This window comes from Pseudoalteromonas sp. P1-7a (assembly GCF_001401855.1).
In the GTDB taxonomy this organism is placed as follows: domain Bacteria; phylum Pseudomonadota; class Gammaproteobacteria; order Enterobacterales; family Alteromonadaceae; genus Pseudoalteromonas.
Genome location: NZ_LKDU01000006.1, coordinates 119,742 through 135,082, shown reverse-complemented (window position 1 = coordinate 135,082; position 15,341 = coordinate 119,742). Strand labels below are relative to the sequence as shown.

Annotated in this window: 17 protein-coding genes; 13 read left to right on the top strand and 4 right to left on the bottom strand. The window is 41.0% G+C overall.

The window, feature by feature from the left end; genetic code table 11:
- Positions 1 to 5: 5 nt before the first annotated feature.
- From lspA to AN389_RS06590, 10 genes are all read left to right on the top strand, one after another.
- Entirely contained in the window at positions 6 to 506 is a 501-nt protein-coding gene (gene lspA / locus AN389_RS06635; protein WP_004588359.1) for a signal peptidase II, read from the top strand.
- The gene (fkpB, locus tag AN389_RS06630; RefSeq protein WP_004588360.1) at positions 503 to 943 is read left to right on the top strand and encodes an FKBP-type peptidyl-prolyl cis-trans isomerase; all 441 of its coding nucleotides are present in this window, start codon (positions 503 to 505) and stop codon (positions 941 to 943) included. The genes lspA and fkpB overlap by 4 nt, the downstream gene beginning before the upstream one ends.
- Positions 943 to 1,872 (top strand): 4-hydroxy-3-methylbut-2-enyl diphosphate reductase, encoded by a 930-nt coding sequence (gene ispH, locus AN389_RS06625; protein ID WP_055015829.1) that lies wholly within the window; start codon positions 943 to 945, stop codon positions 1,870 to 1,872. Before fkpB ends, ispH begins: the two co-directional genes overlap by 1 nt.
- 40 nt (positions 1,873 to 1,912) lie before the next feature.
- The gene (locus AN389_RS06620) at positions 1,913 to 2,944 is read left to right on the top strand and encodes a sensor histidine kinase (RefSeq protein WP_055019484.1); all 1,032 of its coding nucleotides are present in this window, start codon (positions 1,913 to 1,915) and stop codon (positions 2,942 to 2,944) included.
- Positions 2,944 to 3,648, top strand: coding sequence for a LytTR family DNA-binding domain-containing protein (locus tag AN389_RS06615; RefSeq protein ID WP_055019483.1), 705 nt, complete (start codon positions 2,944 to 2,946; stop codon positions 3,646 to 3,648). Before AN389_RS06620 ends, AN389_RS06615 begins: the two co-directional genes overlap by 1 nt.
- A 107-nt stretch (positions 3,649 to 3,755) precedes the next feature.
- Positions 3,756 to 4,316, top strand: a complete 561-nt coding sequence (pilV, locus tag AN389_RS06610) for a type IV pilus modification protein PilV (protein ID WP_055019482.1) — start codon at positions 3,756 to 3,758, stop codon at positions 4,314 to 4,316.
- A 1-nt stretch (position 4,317) separates the two neighbouring features.
- Positions 4,318 to 5,313 carry a PilW family protein gene (locus AN389_RS06605; protein ID WP_055019481.1) on the top strand — a complete coding sequence of 332 codons (996 nt, stop codon included), beginning with the start codon at positions 4,318 to 4,320 and terminating at the stop codon, positions 5,311 to 5,313.
- Positions 5,301 to 5,804 (top strand): hypothetical protein, encoded by a 504-nt coding sequence (locus AN389_RS06600; protein ID WP_055019480.1) that lies wholly within the window; start codon positions 5,301 to 5,303, stop codon positions 5,802 to 5,804. The genes AN389_RS06605 and AN389_RS06600 overlap by 13 nt, the downstream gene beginning before the upstream one ends.
- Positions 5,805 to 5,806: 2 nt before the next feature.
- A complete protein-coding gene (locus AN389_RS06595) occupies positions 5,807 to 9,028 on the top strand; it encodes a pilus assembly protein (RefSeq protein WP_055018093.1) in 3,222 nt (1,073 codons plus the stop codon).
- Between the two features lie 9 nt (positions 9,029 to 9,037).
- A complete protein-coding gene (locus AN389_RS06590) occupies positions 9,038 to 9,460 on the top strand; it encodes a type IV pilin protein (RefSeq protein ID WP_055015822.1) in 423 nt (140 codons plus the stop codon).
- Positions 9,461 to 9,474: 14 nt separating this feature from the next.
- On the opposite strand, the gene AN389_RS06585 is transcribed toward AN389_RS06590, so the two are convergent.
- Together AN389_RS06585 and AN389_RS06580 are read right to left on the bottom strand one after the other, a co-directional pair.
- Complete coding sequence (locus AN389_RS06585; RefSeq protein WP_055015821.1) at positions 9,475 to 10,005, bottom strand: GspH/FimT family pseudopilin; 531 nt, start codon at positions 10,003 to 10,005, stop codon at positions 9,475 to 9,477.
- Positions 10,006 to 10,084: 79 nt separating this feature from the next.
- A complete protein-coding gene (locus AN389_RS06580) occupies positions 10,085 to 10,636 on the bottom strand; it encodes a GspH/FimT family pseudopilin (RefSeq protein ID WP_055019479.1) in 552 nt (183 codons plus the stop codon).
- 178 nt (positions 10,637 to 10,814) lie between these two features.
- Between AN389_RS06580 and AN389_RS06575 the strand changes: the two genes are divergently transcribed.
- Positions 10,815 to 11,153, top strand: a complete 339-nt coding sequence (locus AN389_RS06575; RefSeq protein ID WP_004588371.1) for a P-II family nitrogen regulator — start codon at positions 10,815 to 10,817, stop codon at positions 11,151 to 11,153.
- Positions 11,154 to 11,261: 108 nt separating this feature from the next.
- Here AN389_RS06575 and AN389_RS06570 read toward each other — a convergent pair whose 3' ends face one another.
- Positions 11,262 to 11,630, bottom strand: coding sequence for a hypothetical protein (locus AN389_RS06570; protein ID WP_055015819.1), 369 nt, complete (start codon positions 11,628 to 11,630; stop codon positions 11,262 to 11,264).
- A 57-nt stretch (positions 11,631 to 11,687) separates the two neighbouring features.
- Here AN389_RS06570 and AN389_RS06565 point away from each other — a divergent pair, with 57 nt between their 5' ends.
- On the top strand, positions 11,688 to 12,224 hold the full coding sequence (locus AN389_RS06565) for a GNAT family N-acetyltransferase (protein ID WP_055019478.1): 537 nt from the start codon (positions 11,688 to 11,690) through the stop codon (positions 12,222 to 12,224).
- Between the two features lie 95 nt (positions 12,225 to 12,319).
- Entirely contained in the window at positions 12,320 to 13,993 is a 1,674-nt protein-coding gene (ggt, locus tag AN389_RS06560) for a gamma-glutamyltransferase (RefSeq protein ID WP_055019477.1), read from the top strand.
- Between the two features lie 48 nt (positions 13,994 to 14,041).
- Here ggt and AN389_RS06555 read toward each other — a convergent pair whose 3' ends face one another.
- Positions 14,042 to 15,244 carry an aromatic amino acid transport family protein gene (locus tag AN389_RS06555; RefSeq protein ID WP_082430540.1) on the bottom strand — a complete coding sequence of 401 codons (1,203 nt, stop codon included), beginning with the start codon at positions 15,242 to 15,244 and terminating at the stop codon, positions 14,042 to 14,044.
- Positions 15,245 to 15,341: the final 97 nt, after the last annotated feature.

Genomic DNA, 15,341 nt, shown 5'->3' with positions numbered 1-15,341 from the left:
ACTCAGTGAGCAAACTAGCCCAAAAAAGTGGTTTAGTGTGGCTTTGGTTAAGTCTATTACTGCTTGTAATAGACTTTGCCACTAAAACACTTGTTGTAAATACCATGGCTTATCAAGAGTCGATTAATTTACTGCCTGTTTTTAGTATTACCTACGTACATAACTATGGAGCGGCCTACAGTTTTTTAAGTGAAGCTGGTGGCTGGCAACGTTGGTTTTTAAGTTTTATTGCCATTGCTATTAGCGCGCTATTAGTATGGTGGTTAAAGCGCTTACCAGCGACAAATAAAATATTATGTAGTGCTTATGCGTTAGTACTTGCTGGCGCTATTGGTAATTTGTATGACCGCGTTGCTTATGGTTATGTAATTGACTTTATACATGTGTTTTATAAAAACTCGCATTTTCCAGTATTTAATATTGCCGACTGTGCAATTTGTATTGGTGCCGCATTATTATTATTTGATGCCTTTACAGGCGAAAGTCCGAAGGAGCATAAAGCATGAGCCAAGCTGTAATTGGTGAAAACTCAGAGGTTATTTTTCACTTTTCTATTAAACTAGAAGATGGCTCTGCCGCAGACTCAACAAAGGTGCATAATAAACCAGCCAAGCTAACGATGGGTGATGGTAGCTTAACGGCTAATTTTGAAAAGTGTTTGCTCGGTTTAAGCGCAGGCGAAAGCAAAACGTTTGAGCTAGAACCAGAAGATGCTTTTGGCCAACCTAATCCAGATAATATTTACTATGTAGAACGCAGTAAATTTGGTGCAGAAACGCCAGCTAAAGTCGGCGCAATTATTGCCTTTACTCAGCCAGATGGTACTGAGCTGCCAGGACTGGTACGCGAAGTACAAGGTGAGTCGGTTACTATCGATTTTAATCACCCGTTAGCGGGCCAACGCTTAACGTTTGAAGTAGATATTATTGAGGTGCAAGGCTAATGGATATTTTATTAGCGAATCCGCGAGGCTTTTGTGCAGGGGTAGATCGTGCAATTAGCATAGTAGAGCGCGCTTTAGATATTTTTGAAAAGCCAATTTACGTACGCCACGAGGTAGTGCATAACCGCTACGTAGTAGATGGTTTAAAAAACCGTGGTGCCGTATTTGTTGAAGAGCTAGACCAAGTACCTGATGACAGCATTGTTATTTTTAGCGCCCACGGTGTATCGCAAGCGGTACGCTCAGAAGCTAAACGCCGAGATTTAAAAGTATTTGATGCAACATGCCCATTAGTTACTAAAGTGCATATGGAAGTAACACGTGCGAGCCGCAAAGGTATTGAATGTATTTTAATTGGTCACCATGGTCACCCAGAGGTTGAGGGGACTATGGGACAGTATGACAACAACGACGGTGGTATTTACCTTGTAGAGACCGCAGAAGATGTTGCCAAACTTAACGTTAAAAATGCTGATAACCTATTTTATTGCAGCCAAACAACGCTCTCAGTAGATGACACTGCAGATGTAATTGATGCGCTGCGCGAAAAATTCCCAGCAATTGATGGCCCGCGTAAAGATGACATTTGCTATGCCACACAAAACCGACAAGATGCGGTGCGTGATTTAGCAGATAAAGTTGATGTGCTTTTAGTTGTGGGAGCAAAAAACAGCTCTAACTCTAATCGTTTACGTGAACTTGCAGATAAAATGGGCACAACCGCTTATTTAATCGATGATGCAACAAATGTTGAAGCACAGTGGTTTGCTAACACGAGCGCTGTGGGAGTAACTGCGGGGGCTTCTGCGCCAGAAGTGCTTGTTCAACAAGTTATTGCGCGCTTAAAAGAGCTTGGCGGTACGCAGGTAGTTGAAAACCCAGGTGAAGAAGAGAATATCGTATTTGCCGTTCCTGTTGAGCTGCGTTAATCTATATAAATTAATTATTTAGATTACAAGGAGAGCCGTTATGAGCAAGTTGCCGCAAGGTGAAACATTGCTTTTTTCGGCTCTTTTTAATGAGCGAGGGGTACTTGCCACGCTTATTGTTACCCAAGTTGTTGCTACCATCTTAGCATTTGCTCCTTTTGTTGAGGGGGATAGCTGGCAAAGCCTTGGCGTAATTAGTTTATTTTCTCATATGACCGTGCTGGTCAGTATTTCTGCTTTATACTCTTTTCAGCGTGTTTTACAAAAAAAGCCGCAAACCACTCAACTTTTTGCTTTTTTTATTTCCTTTTTAGTCAGTACCGCTTTATTCAGTGCGCTGTGTGCCCGCTACTTTTTAGATATTGCAAATAATGAAACGAGTATTTATTTTGTACTACGAAACTGCTTAATTGTTTTTTTGATTACGGCTTTATTTGTACAGTTTTTACTGATTTATTTTGAAAAAGAGCAGCAAACAAAAGCGCTTTCGCGCGCAGAGCTTGACGCTTTACAAGCCCGAATACGCCCACATTTTTTGTACAATAGCTTGAATACCGCCGCTGAGCTAACACACCACGATGCCGATGCTGCAGAGCAAGCAATTCTTGCGCTTGCAGCGTTATCGCAAGCAGCTATGCGTTCAGGGCAACGCGTTTCTCTCGAGGATGAGCTGACCTTATCAAAACAATATGTTGCGCTGGAAACATGGCGCTTTGGCAGCCGCTTAGAGGTTAACTGGCAACTGCCTGCTGACTTGCCCGATATTAGTATTCCGTGCTTAACCCTTCAGCCGTTAATAGAAAATGCGGTGTGCCACGGGGTAGAGCCCAGTGAAACGGGGGCTGTTATTAATGTAGAACTGCATGTAACAACGGGATACTTAACATTGATTGTTTCCAATCCGATTACTCATACTGAGGCGTTAACAAGACCAAATAACGGTATGGCGCTTGAAAATATTCGCCAGCGATTGTTTATATATTACAAAGAAAAAGCACAGCTTTCAGTCACGCACAAAGAAAATGTGTTTAGAGTAAAAGTGGTGATCCCTAAACAGTTTGAGAATACCTAATGAATGTTGTAATTATTGATGATGAGCCACTTGCTCGCGCTAGAATAAAACGTTTACTGCAGCACAATGAGCATATTTTAGTACAGGGTGAAGGGGATAATGGCGCACAGGGGCTTGCCCTTATCAAGCAGGTTCAACCCGATTTGGTGTTTTTAGATATAGATATGCCCGGGATCAATGGTTTAGAAGTGGCACAGCAACTTAATACTTTAAGTGTGCCACCAGCGATAGTATTTGTGACCGCCTATCCAGAGCATGCACTTGATGCATTACAGCTCAGTGCAGCAGGCTACTTAGTAAAACCAGTCACTGAGCAAGCGCTAGATAAAGTATTAGCACAGGTAGGGCGTTTAAATAAAGCACACATGCAAACGCAGCAGTCTACAAAAATTAGTTATCAGCTTGGCGGTACGATTAAAAGTATTGAACTTGATCTCGTATATTATTTTAATGCTCAAGAAAAATACACCAATATGGTATTTGAAGGGGGCGAGGCGTTAATTGAGCAAAGCTTAAAGCAACTTGAGCAGCGCTTCCCAACGCAATTATTGCGTATTCACAGAAATACACTGATAAATAAGCAAAGGCTTGTTGCCTTACACACCCTAAATTCAGGTGTGCATAGTGTAGAACTCGCTGGGTGTAAGGAGCAATTAAACGTGAGTAGGCGAGAACTAAAAACAGTAAAAAGTATATTACAGTAGCTTTGTTTACCGTTTATCAACAAATTTAACCGCTTATCCTAGTACTCATTGCATCTTATTTTTTAATGCATAAACTTATAATCAGATAAAATTGATTTGGTTTTACTATGCATTCACCTCACAAAAAACCTCAAAAAGGCTTCACTTTAATTGAAGTGCTAATTGCATTTATTATTTTAAGCTTTGGCTTATTAGGCGCTGTTGCACTGCAGGCAAAAGCTAAGCAGGCAAGCTTTGACTCTATGCAGCGCGCAGCAGCAGTCGCGTTAGGAAATGACATTATTCAACGCATTAGAGCAAATGATACCGCACAGCTCGTTGCCTTATATACGCAAACATTCACGAGCAAAACCTCAACATCTACCTCTACTGCGTGTTTTAGTGGGTCGTGCACTGCAGCGCAAGTTGCAGCCCTCGATTTACAACAATGGAAACGCGCCATTCGTGCACGCGAAAATACTGGCACACTTGATGATGCCACAGTGTGTATAAACCCTACGGCTGCAGCAGGCACGGGGGGGCGTGGCTTTAATATTGAGGTCATAGTGTCTTGGCAAGGTCGTCAAGAGTTTAATGCTAATGATGAAACCAAAGCGCTTAAATGTGGTACTGATGACAAAAAACGCCGCTTGGTTGCATTAAATAGCTATATATACCTAAGGAGCTAACATGAGAGAAAAAGGTTTTACACTAATAGAAATGATGATTTCATTATTTATTGGTGGGCTTATTTTAGGTGGGGTGATGTTTACCTATATTGGTATGAAGGTAACCACAAAAGACACAATGACAATAGGTGAATTGCAAGAGTCTGGTCGCTTAGCAATTAATATTATGCAGCGCGATATTGAGCAGGTAGGCTTTTGGGGAACTTATTATGATGATTCGTTCACGGCAGCAAACACACAAACGCTTGCTACCCCTGGTGGAGATTGCTTTGAGGGGCTTAATAACGGTAGCTTTCCAGATTTAACATCTTCTAGTAATTTCAGAACTATTTATGCAAAAGAAGCCAGTTCAACAAGCGAGCTTAGCTGTATAACTAAGCCAATTGCAGGGACTGATATTTTACAAATTAAGTTTTTACAAGGTGAGCAGCTCACTGTTGATGGTGCAACGAATGAAACACAAGCGGGTGAGAACTATTTTATAGCTGAGCAAGAAAGCGCAGAATTTACCCGAGGCGTTGTAGCTGCTGGTAGTTTAAACGTAAATGCCACGGTGTGGCCCTATAGCCATCATGTTTATTACCTCGCAGAGCAAACTTATACGGTAAATAATAAAAGCCTTACAGTCCCAGCATTAATGCGAAAACGCTTAAATGGCGCCAATATGAAGGCCGAAACCATTATGGAGGGCGTTGAAAATATGCGCTTTGTGTTTGGTTTAGATACAGATAGTGATAGCCGTGTAGACTCTTACCGAAGCATTAAGGACATGCAACACACTGATTGGGAAAACCGCAAAAGCATTCTAACAGTACAAGTTTTTTTATTAGTAAGAGCATTGCAGCCAGATCCGGGACTTAAAATAAAAAATCAAACATATACTTTAGGTGAAGATGAAGACGCTCGAGAGCTTACTTTTAATGACTCTTACAGAAGAACAGTATTTACCACCACCATTCGTTTAAATAACGTGGGAGCAAATTTATGGCGTATCTAAGTAAACACGCAAATAAACAACAAGGTGTAGTGCTTATTACAGCCCTCATTATGGTTATTGCAGTAACGGGTATTGCCGTTACATTAATGAGCAGTAGTAGCGTTGACATAAAAATTACCAATGCTGCCCAAGAGCGTGAAGTGGCTGAAAATGAGCTTATTGGTGAGGTACAGCGCATGATTTCTGATGAAGCAAGTAAAGGCGCCGCTAATCAGTTTTTTTTAACGCCAGATGAAGTCTCAACTCATGCAGGCGCAGACGATGAGGGAATGGTCATCGCCGCGCATGACGACATGCAAAGCAAAATGGTAAACCTTAATCAGGGGGCACTTGATTTAGAATGCCCACGCCGATTTAATTTTACTGCGGGTATATCGTGCAATATGTTGCAAGTTTCTACCACTATAAAATATGGCTCTAAAGCAAAACACGAACTTACAATTGTAACCGGTGTTGCTCAAGAAATGGCCAGTATAAGTAAGGGGATTTAAAGATGAAACCGAATAAAGTTCTCGCCTCTTTAATTGGCATCACCTTAAGCAGCTATGTTGCTGCCGAAGATATAGAGTTGTATGTAAACCACGATGTAGATGTGGAAGAAAAGCCAAGGGTTTTACTTATATTTGATACCTCAGGCAGTATGGCTTTTTCATCCTCTAATGGTAATAACTGTGGTTATAATAATTTTTTAGGTTTGTATAACTTGTGTATAGACAGCCGCCTTGCAGCTGCGCAATTCGCGATGAATAAAGTGGTATTAGATAATGAAGACACTATCGATTTTGGCCTAATGCGCTTTGAAAGAAATTCAGCCGGAGGATATGTTGTAAATGGAGTTGGTAGTGATTCATCAGTAGTACGTACTTCTATCGCAGGGTTACCAGCAGATGGGGGGACACCACTGACAGAGACGCTTTGGGAAGCATATTTGTATATCACTGGACAGGAGGTTCAATACGGAGAGGGGGTTACCACTGCAGAGCGTGATACAAATGTAGAGTTACGCACGGGTAGCCAATGGACAGATGTTGAGTGTGAATGGGTTTGGAATCGCCGTCGAGGTTGGGTGTATGAATGTGAAAATATAGTCAGAGATAATTACGAGTATACATATATATCGCCATTTGCAGACAGTGAAGCTGAAGCGGCTCGTTGTGATAATTCAATCAACATCATTTACATGACCGATGGTGATCCATCTAATGATAACGGCAGCGATAGTGATATTAGTGATGAACACGAAAAGTACTTTGGAGAGCCATTAAACTGGGACACCGATAGTTATTACAGTAATTATTTACACCAAATGGCCAAAATTATTCATGGTACAAGTGATGTTACTGTTGATTTATACCCTGCTACTGCTGATATTCACGAAACAGGCCGCTTATACACCATAGGTTTTGGGTCTGGCATGAGTGACGAAGGTCAAGAGTTATTAAGGCGTGCAGCCTTATTAGGTGGCGGTGAAAACTTACCAGCGAGTACACCTGACGAGCTCTCTAACTCATTAAATAGTGCAATTTCTCGCATTCGTGAAGTTAACGATAGCTTTTCATCGCCTTCGGTAGCAAGTAACAACGTAGACCAAACACGTAGCCGTGATGCCATTTACTTTGCCATGTTTTATCCAGAAACAAACACACGCTGGGGCGGTAACTTAAAAAAATTAAAAGTATCAGGCAGTGAAATAGTCGACTCAGTTGGCAACACCGCGCTTGACTCTGATGGTTTAATCGATACTGATGCTAAAACATTTTGGTTGCCAGATGGCCAGTCTGCTGATGGTAACTTAGTAGCACAAGGGGGAGTAAATTATCACTTGTCTTCATTAACAGGCTCACCCGCTGAGGGCAGACGTAACCTCTATACCGATAAACAAGGCGATATAGTTGAGTTTACAACCAGTATTGTGAGCGACATTTTAGACTTAGTAACTAACAACCCGATTAGCCTAGCCAGTTCTGATATAAAATGGGCAATGGGAATAGATGTTGATGATGAAGATAACGATGGCTCTAACACCGATCAACGTAGTGATATTTTTGGTGACCCTTTACACTCTAAGCCCGTAGCAATCGACTATGGTAATAACGACATACGCATATTGATTGGTACTAATGCCGGCTTTTTACATATGTTTAAAGACGATGATACTAATAATCAAGTAACCGAAAGTTGGGCATTCATTCCCTCCGATCTTTACGATATTATTCAGCCTTTACGCAATGAAAACACCGGTAAACTCTATGGTATGGACGGCCCAATCAGTGTTTACTTTAGTGATAAAAGCTTAAATGATGATGGCATCAATGATGGTATTGTTGATGCGAGCGATGGTGATGACGTGTGGGCGTTTGCAGGCATGCGCCGTGGCGGGAAAAACTATTATGCCTTTGATATCACTAACCCCGATCAGCCTAAAAAACTATGGGATAATCCTATAGAGGGTGGTAAAGGCGATTTTAAAGAGCTTGCTCAAACGTGGTCAAAACCCCAAATAGCCTACATAAAAGCATTTGGCGATAAACCATTACTTGTTTTTGGTGCAGGGTATGACACGAATAAAGATGCCGTGGTGAGAAGTGAAGATTCTGTAGGTCGTGGTATTTATATTGTAGAAGCCGAAACAGGCAAAAAAGTGTGGGCTTTAACACCAAGCGAAAACGGATTTAAAGGTAAGCACTCTATTGCAGCAAATGTATCTACGCTTGATTCAGATTACGATGGTTACATTGACAGAATTTATGCTGCCGATACTGGGGGCGATATTTGGCGTATTGACATGCCAGGCACTAGCACCAGTAATTTTACGCATTTTAAACTTGCAGAACTAGGTAGCAGTTTAGCAAGCCAAGACCGTCGCTTTTTTTATCAACCAATGGTGGCGCGCACACTATATAGCAAGGTAAGTGAAACAACCGTTAATGGCGAAACAGTTATTACACGTTTAGATACACCTTATGACGCGATTGTGATTGGTAGCGGTAACCGCTCAAAACCCACCGGGACCAATGAAGACGATCAACTGTTTATGATAAGAGACGAAAACACAGTAACTCAGTCATTCACGACTGCACCAGCAGCGATTAAACCAGCAGATCTAATGCTAATGAACAGCGACCCGTTTGGTAATGCATTAGACGATGTAGATGAGTTTGTTGATTTAGAAGTTGATTTAGCTAAATTCAAAGGGTGGCGTTATGAGTTAAGCACGGGCGAAAAATCTTTAGCCGCTGCAACAGTGGTTGGCGGTGTCGCTTATTATACAAGCTTTACACCTTCATCTGAAACTTCCACAGAGAACCAATGTTCGTTAAGTGGCGGTGGCGGCTCGTTATATGCGTTCCATCTACATTATGGCACCAAAGTCTACGATGACCTAAAGTTTACCACTAGTTATGATGTACCCGATACACCACAATTGTACTTCGGTGAAGCCCCATCGTGTGCAGATGGCAACGGTGATGGCATGTGTGATGATAACCCAACCATTGAAGTGACCGAAGAAAGCCAGTTTTACCTAATTGGGCCGGGGATAAAAGGCGAAAATGCGCAAAACCCAATGAAGCCAGTAGAAATAATGGGCCCAGGCTTAACGGTTGTAGATGGTACAGTACAATTAGTTAATGACGACGATAATGTAGGGTTTGGTTTTAAAACCCAACAAACCTATATTTATAAACGTGAAGAGAATGATGAAATTGATGATTAAGGAATATTAATGAATAAACACGTACGCGGATTCACGTTGATAGAGTTAATGATAGCCGTGGCTATTGTAGGTATTTTAGCCTCAATAGCACTGCCTAATTATACTGAGTATGTAAAACGCTCATCTCGCGCAGAGGCTGCAGCAGCGCTTTTAGATGCTGCAAACAAACAAGAGCAATACTTTGTAGACAATCGTGAGTACACAGAGTCATTTTCAGACTTAGGTATACAAGACACCACAGAAAACGGCCATTTTGAGCTGTCGATTGATGTGGAAGAGGACGACAATACCTTTGTAATTACAGCTAAACCTATTGCAGGTGCAGTAAAAGGCGACGGTGATTGCACACAAATTACAATCACTGATACGGGCTATAAAGGCGCAAAAGGCACTAAAGGTAACTCAGACGTTGAGTACTGTTGGGGACGTTAACTTAATCTGGTTAACTAGTCGCGCTGACATTTGTCGGTTGATTTAATTCGTATACGCCCTGTTTGACTAACAGATAAAGCCAGCCCCTCAAGGTTGGCTTTTTCTTTATTTGGGCAGTATATAAATGTTCCATTTTGAAAACCATTTAAAGAGCCATCGGGCCGAAAGGTAATTGCACTTCGGGGGTACTGCATAGAATCGGCATTATGGATTTTTTCAAAAGTGCTTATTAACAAGTCGTCGGTGTCTAATGATGTAGACTTGTCGTTATCAATAAATAACGACATTTGTCCATCCCACTCATCTTTAGTGCATTGATTATTTTTTAAAGCACACAAAGTAACATAAGTGCCATTTTCAATGGCGTAAAGGCGGCCATAATTAATGTTTCGGTGCAGCAAACTAACATGGTTATCGGCGCGGTTTTTCGCTAAAAAGTCAGGAAAAACCGATAGAGAAATTTGGCTAACAATACTCACAATAGCAATAGATGCCATCAATTCTAAAAGCGTATAGCCAGCCTGAGTTTGGGTAGATAACCTCATCCCTGAAGCCCTGAGTCAAAAAATGTATTAGCTCAGTGTAGTAAATGATAAAAATATGACAACTTAAATTGTATATTTTTTAACCGCATTTGAGTGCGCTGTCACCGGCATAAAAAGCGGTGCCAGATTGCGATAAAGTAAGGGCTTTATTATTTTCAGTACCACCATTGGGGCAAAAAACAAAGTCACCTGGGTTAGTGGTAATTCGTCCACTGGTATTAAATCGTAAGCGACGCTCATTGCCTGTAAAGGTTAGTTTGTCGTTATCTGAAATTTCTTCCATTACTCTCAGCAATGTATCGGTAGCACCATTATAGTGCCCGTCGTTATCTAAATCGATAAACACAACAATAATCTTATTCTCGTCCCACTTTTTGTTGCAATTGAAAGTATCTTTGCTGTTTTTAATTTTACCTTGACCGGTAGGGCATACAACAACAATTTCATCTGTACTGGCGGCTTGCGAACGGGCAAAACTAATATTACGTTTTAGTTCAAGTAAGAAGTTTTCAGCGCGGTTTTCTTCAAGCATATCGCTGCTGTCCCAAAGCGCTATAGAGGCAATAATACCCACTATGGCCACTGCCACCATAAGCTCTAATAAAGTTAAACCGGTTTGGAATTTTTTCATATTTTTTACACCTACTACATTTGTTATTGTTATAGCGAGTTGAGAATATTTATAAATTGGACTTGTAAGTAATTATACCATGCTCGGTTGTTTTATCATCGAATTCAATTGCTTTGTTTGCTATGAACCCCATGATTGTCTAAAATCGAGGCAACTAAAGCTTTAATAAGTAGTGAGCATGAAAAAAATAGAAGCAATCATCAAGCCCTTTAAGTTAGACGATGTACGCGAAGCCTTATCAGATGTAGGTATTACGGGTATGACTGTAAGTGAAGTAAAAGGCTTTGGCCGTCAAAAAGGGCACACAGAACTTTACCGTGGCGCTGAGTACATGGTGGACTTTTTACCTAAAGTTAAACTTGATATTGTACTAACCGATGAAGACGTTGAGCGCGCAATAGAAGTAATAGTAAAAACAGCGCAAACCGGCAAAATTGGTGATGGTAAAATATTTGTCACTGATGTTGAGCGTGTAGTGCGTATCCGTACAGCAGAAGAAGACGAAGAAGCAATTTAATTTTATAGCGCAAAACATTTTTGTATATAAAGCTAAAAAGGCTGCAAATAGTTATATTTGCAGCCTTTTTGTAAGGTACTAATCTTTAAGTAGTAAAACTACTAAAGCTTATTGCTCTTGAGAATGCGCTTCACGAGCTTCTTCAATCTCTTGTGCAATTTCTTGCGCTTTTTGCTTTGTTTTTTCAGTTAGCTCGCCTGCGGCTTCTTTACTTTTTATCCATGCATCAACGGCAATTTCTTTGCCATCGTCGTACATGTCTAAGCCCATCGCTTTACTTTGCTCAAGTAGCTCATTTAACGACTCATCGTTTTTAAGCTCGTTGGCTTTATCTTTTACATCGTTCCATGTATCACCAAGCTGCTCTTGCATTTGTGCGCTTTTATCTTTTGCATCTTCTTGTGCTTGTTGGGCATCTTCACAGCCCGTAAGTGTAATTAAAGTGCCTAATAAAGCTAAACCTGCTAATTTGTTCATGTGCTATCTCTCCTTAGAGACAAGTAATTAATTCACCCTAATAATAGAACAACGAAAATGAACACACCTGTAACAACACGCTTAAATTTTGAATTAATGAATGAACACGACTGGCCTTTGTTGTATGAACTAGATCAAGACCCCGCGGTAATGAAATATATAAATCGGGGCATCCCTTCTTCATTAAAGCAAATTAAAGAAATAGGAATCCCCAGAATGCTTGCCTACAAAAATGCAAACAAAGGTTGGGGGCTATGGAAAATCACCCTAAAAAAAGACGGCTCTTTTATAGGGTGGGTACTTATTAGGCCTATGCACTTTTTTACTCAAACGCCCGATTTTTCAAATATTGAAATAGGATGGCGCTTTAAACAATCTAGTTGGGGGCAAGGCTTTGCAACTGAGGCTGCGAGCGCATTATGTAACGCTTTAAAAATGCAGCCAGAGATAAAAACATTATCGGCAATGGCACTGGCCGATAATAAAGCTTCAATTAGCGTCATGCAAAAGCTTGGGCTTAGGTGGGTAAAAAATTATGTGCATACCGATGAGCAAGGCGACTTAAATGCCGTTTTATACGCTAAGCCGTTATAGCATACAAAAATTAACGTGTATAAACATTGACCTAGCATTCTATGGTATGCATAAATGAGCCAAGCGAGATTAAAATAATAAAGTAAGGATGTTTTATGGGGTTATTTTTTCGACCAAGCAGGCTCATTGTTAAGAGTGTATTGATTGCACAATTTTGCATATTTAGCGTGCAGGCAGAGCAAGTTGCTAAAAGCGCGGTAGCAATGCCTGACGCTTTCAGTGCAGATGTCGCGCAAGCTATTTTAGAACAAGGTGGAAATGCTGTTGATGCAGCTATAGCTGCGCAATTTGTATTGGCGGTAACACTTCCCGAGGCAGGTAATATTGGCGGGGGAGGTTTTATGCTTATACAAAAAGAAGGAAAAAGTGATTTTATAGACTATCGTGAAACCGCCCCCCAAGCAGCGCACAGAGATATGTATTTAGATGCCAAGGGCAATGTAATTAAAAACAAGTCAATTTATGGTATTCACGCCAGTGGCGTACCGGGGAGTGTAGCTGGTATGTGGTTGGCTCACAAAAAACACGGCACCTTAAAATGGCAAACATTAGTACAGCCGGCGGTTACCTTAGCAGAGCAAGGCTTTAAGGTGCCGCCCAAATTGGCCAAAGGCGTTAAGCAATACATTGCTCATTTAGACAAGCAAAAAATAAATGTAAATTTTAAGCACTATTTTGCAGATATAAAAGCAAATCAGGTGTTTAAACAACCCGAGCTAGCGGCTACTTTAAAACGAATAAGAGATAACGGCCAAGACGGATTTTATAAAGGTGAAACAGCCCGCATTATTGCCAACTTTATGCACCAGCATGGCGGTATTATTAATGAAGCAGATTTGGCTCACTACTCTGCTGTGTCGCGCACGCCTATTAAGGCTAATTGGAATGGCTATGAAGTATTAACTGCTCCACCACCAAGTTCTGGTGGAATAGCTATTTTACAGTGGCTAAAAATGTTTGAGCTTAAAAAAAGCGAAATGGGGCTAGTACATAACTCTACTCAATACGTACATTTACTTGCTGAAATAGGCAAACGTGTGTTTGCCGATAGAGCAGAGTACTTGGGCGATCCTGACTTTTTTGACGTACCAGTGACTGAGCTTACTGATATTGATTATTTAAAAGGGCGCAGTAAAGATATTTCTTTAACCGCTATTTCCACCACCGAAAATATAAAACCTGGGCTTAAAGAAAGTGAGCAAACCACACATTTTTCTATTATTGATAAAATGGGTAATGCGGTGGCCAATACCACAACAATTAATTTAAGCTTTGGTAGTGGCGTTGTGGTTGAAGGTGCGGGCTTTATATTAAATGACGAAATGGATGACTTTAGCGCTAAACCTGGGGTAATGAACGCCTTTGGCGCGCTCGGTGGTAAAGCAAACGAAATTCAGCCAAAAAAGCGTATGCTTAGCTCAATGTCGCCAACCATACTGCTTAAAAACAATCGCGTTAAAATGGTTACGGGGTCGCCTGGGGGTACAACAATCATTAGCTCGGTGTATCAATCGATTTTAAATGCGGTTGAATTTAACATGAGCGCCGAGGAGATTGTTAACAGCACGCGGTTTCATCATCAGTTGTGGCCTAAAAACGTGATCAGAGTGCATGCAGGGCTTAGTGAAAACACAAAAACTGAGCTTATAAAAATGGGCTACACACTGGATGAGCGAGGCTTTGGTGACTTGCAGGTTATTGTAAACAAAGACGGTGAGCTACAAGCTGCGTCTCAGGCTACAGGTCGCGGTGAGTCTCGCGTTTTTTAAAGGCTTGGAGCTAACCCCTTTAAGCTAAAGGGGTTAGCCTTTAATTTATCAACCAATAGCGGGTACTAATCCCAACATTTGCATAAATTGGGCGACAATAATTGCAATACCGCACAGCCCAGCAACGGCTAAACCAACATTACCACTTCGTACTTTATACCCTGATTGCGGGCCCACCTTACGCTGCTTATAAACCATCGACACGGGTAAAAATATAGCTAGTACCACAAGGGCGATGGCTGCATAACCCAGCGCCATTATAAATCCCTGAGGGTAAAACAACGCAAACCCTAAAGGAGGAATAAAGGTAATTAGTGCGGTTTTTATTCTCTCTGATTTGGTATCGCCTTTATTAAATGCATCAGCAAAAAAATCAAATAAGCCTAAGCTAACACCTAAAAAAGAGGTGGCTAATGCTAAGTCGGCAAACAGTGTAACGGCGCTTGTTTCTTGCGGATTATGCGCAATATTCGCGACACTCTCTACAAAGCCAGTTAAGCCATTACTATTGAGTAAATCACTTTGCTGCATAATACCTTGGCTAAGCAGTTGCCAAAAAATATAAATCACTAAAGGTAAAGCAGCCCCTGCAATCATTACTTTACGCAATACTTTTGTTTCTAGCCCTACATACTTAACAATTGACGGAATAGAGCCATGAAAACCAAACGAGGTAAAAATAACCGGCAAGGCAGATAAAATAAGCCCTTGCTCTACGGGCATTTCAAGTAAATGCTTACCTTGTACATGGGGCGTAAGCATATAAAACAAACTGCCTAATACTATAATTTTAATAGTAAATAATACGCGGTTGAGTTTATCTACTTTACTGGTACCTAAAGTAACCACGCTACCAATTACAGCGGCCAAAACCACAGAGGCTATTTGTGGTGCGATGTTTATGCTTAAATCACTACTAATCCGCGACTGTAACTGTGCGCCACCACCGGCAATATAAGCTGCACACAGGGCGTAAAATAAAAATACCATCGAGAAATTAGCAATATATTGCCCACGCTTTCCTAACCAGCGTTTTGCTAAAGTGTTCAAGGTTGCATCTCTGGGAGCGTGTTGGTGGAGCTCTAGCATTAATAAAGCGGTGTAGGTCATTAGTAACCAACTGGCTATTATCAGTGCAAGTGCAGTATTAAAGCCAAGCCCAGCAGAGGCAATGGGTAACGCTAGCATACCAGCGCCTATGGTGGTGCCTGCAACAATTAACATGCTGCCTATTGTTTTATTTTTAAGCACTTAACTATCCTAAAATGTGTGAGAGGCACTCAAGATATAACTAGTTACTTAAAACATAAATAGTTTTGTAATAAATGCGCGTAAATAATAATGTAAC

Bases quoted from the DNA above. Each gene is read 5' to 3' on its own strand.
- AN389_RS06580 (WP_055019479.1), bottom strand. From the start codon at position 10,636: ATGAAAAAATTCCAAACCGGTTTAACTTTATTAGAGCTTATGGTGGCA.
- AN389_RS06585 (WP_055015821.1), bottom strand. From the start codon at position 10,005: ATGAGGTTATCTACCCAAACTCAGGCTGGCTATACGCTTTTAGAATTG.
- fkpB (WP_004588360.1), top strand. From the start codon at position 503: ATGAGCCAAGCTGTAATTGGTGAAAACTCAGAGGTTATTTTTCACTTT.
- AN389_RS06565 (WP_055019478.1), top strand. From the start codon at position 11,688: ATGAACACACCTGTAACAACACGCTTAAATTTTGAATTAATGAATGAA.
- AN389_RS06595 (WP_055018093.1), top strand. From the start codon at position 5,807: ATGAAACCGAATAAAGTTCTCGCCTCTTTAATTGGCATCACCTTAAGC.
- AN389_RS06615 (WP_055019483.1), top strand. From the start codon at position 2,944: ATGAATGTTGTAATTATTGATGATGAGCCACTTGCTCGCGCTAGAATA.
- AN389_RS06570 (WP_055015819.1), bottom strand. From the start codon at position 11,630: ATGAACAAATTAGCAGGTTTAGCTTTATTAGGCACTTTAATTACACTT.
- ispH (WP_055015829.1), top strand. From the start codon at position 943: ATGGATATTTTATTAGCGAATCCGCGAGGCTTTTGTGCAGGGGTAGAT.
- pilV (WP_055019482.1), top strand. From the start codon at position 3,756: ATGCATTCACCTCACAAAAAACCTCAAAAAGGCTTCACTTTAATTGAA.
- AN389_RS06600 (WP_055019480.1), top strand. From the start codon at position 5,301: ATGGCGTATCTAAGTAAACACGCAAATAAACAACAAGGTGTAGTGCTT.
- AN389_RS06575 (WP_004588371.1), top strand. From the start codon at position 10,815: ATGAAAAAAATAGAAGCAATCATCAAGCCCTTTAAGTTAGACGATGTA.
- AN389_RS06605 (WP_055019481.1), top strand. From the start codon at position 4,318: ATGAGAGAAAAAGGTTTTACACTAATAGAAATGATGATTTCATTATTT.
- ggt (WP_055019477.1), top strand. From the start codon at position 12,320: ATGGGGTTATTTTTTCGACCAAGCAGGCTCATTGTTAAGAGTGTATTG.
- AN389_RS06620 (WP_055019484.1), top strand. From the start codon at position 1,913: ATGAGCAAGTTGCCGCAAGGTGAAACATTGCTTTTTTCGGCTCTTTTT.
- AN389_RS06590 (WP_055015822.1), top strand. From the start codon at position 9,038: ATGAATAAACACGTACGCGGATTCACGTTGATAGAGTTAATGATAGCC.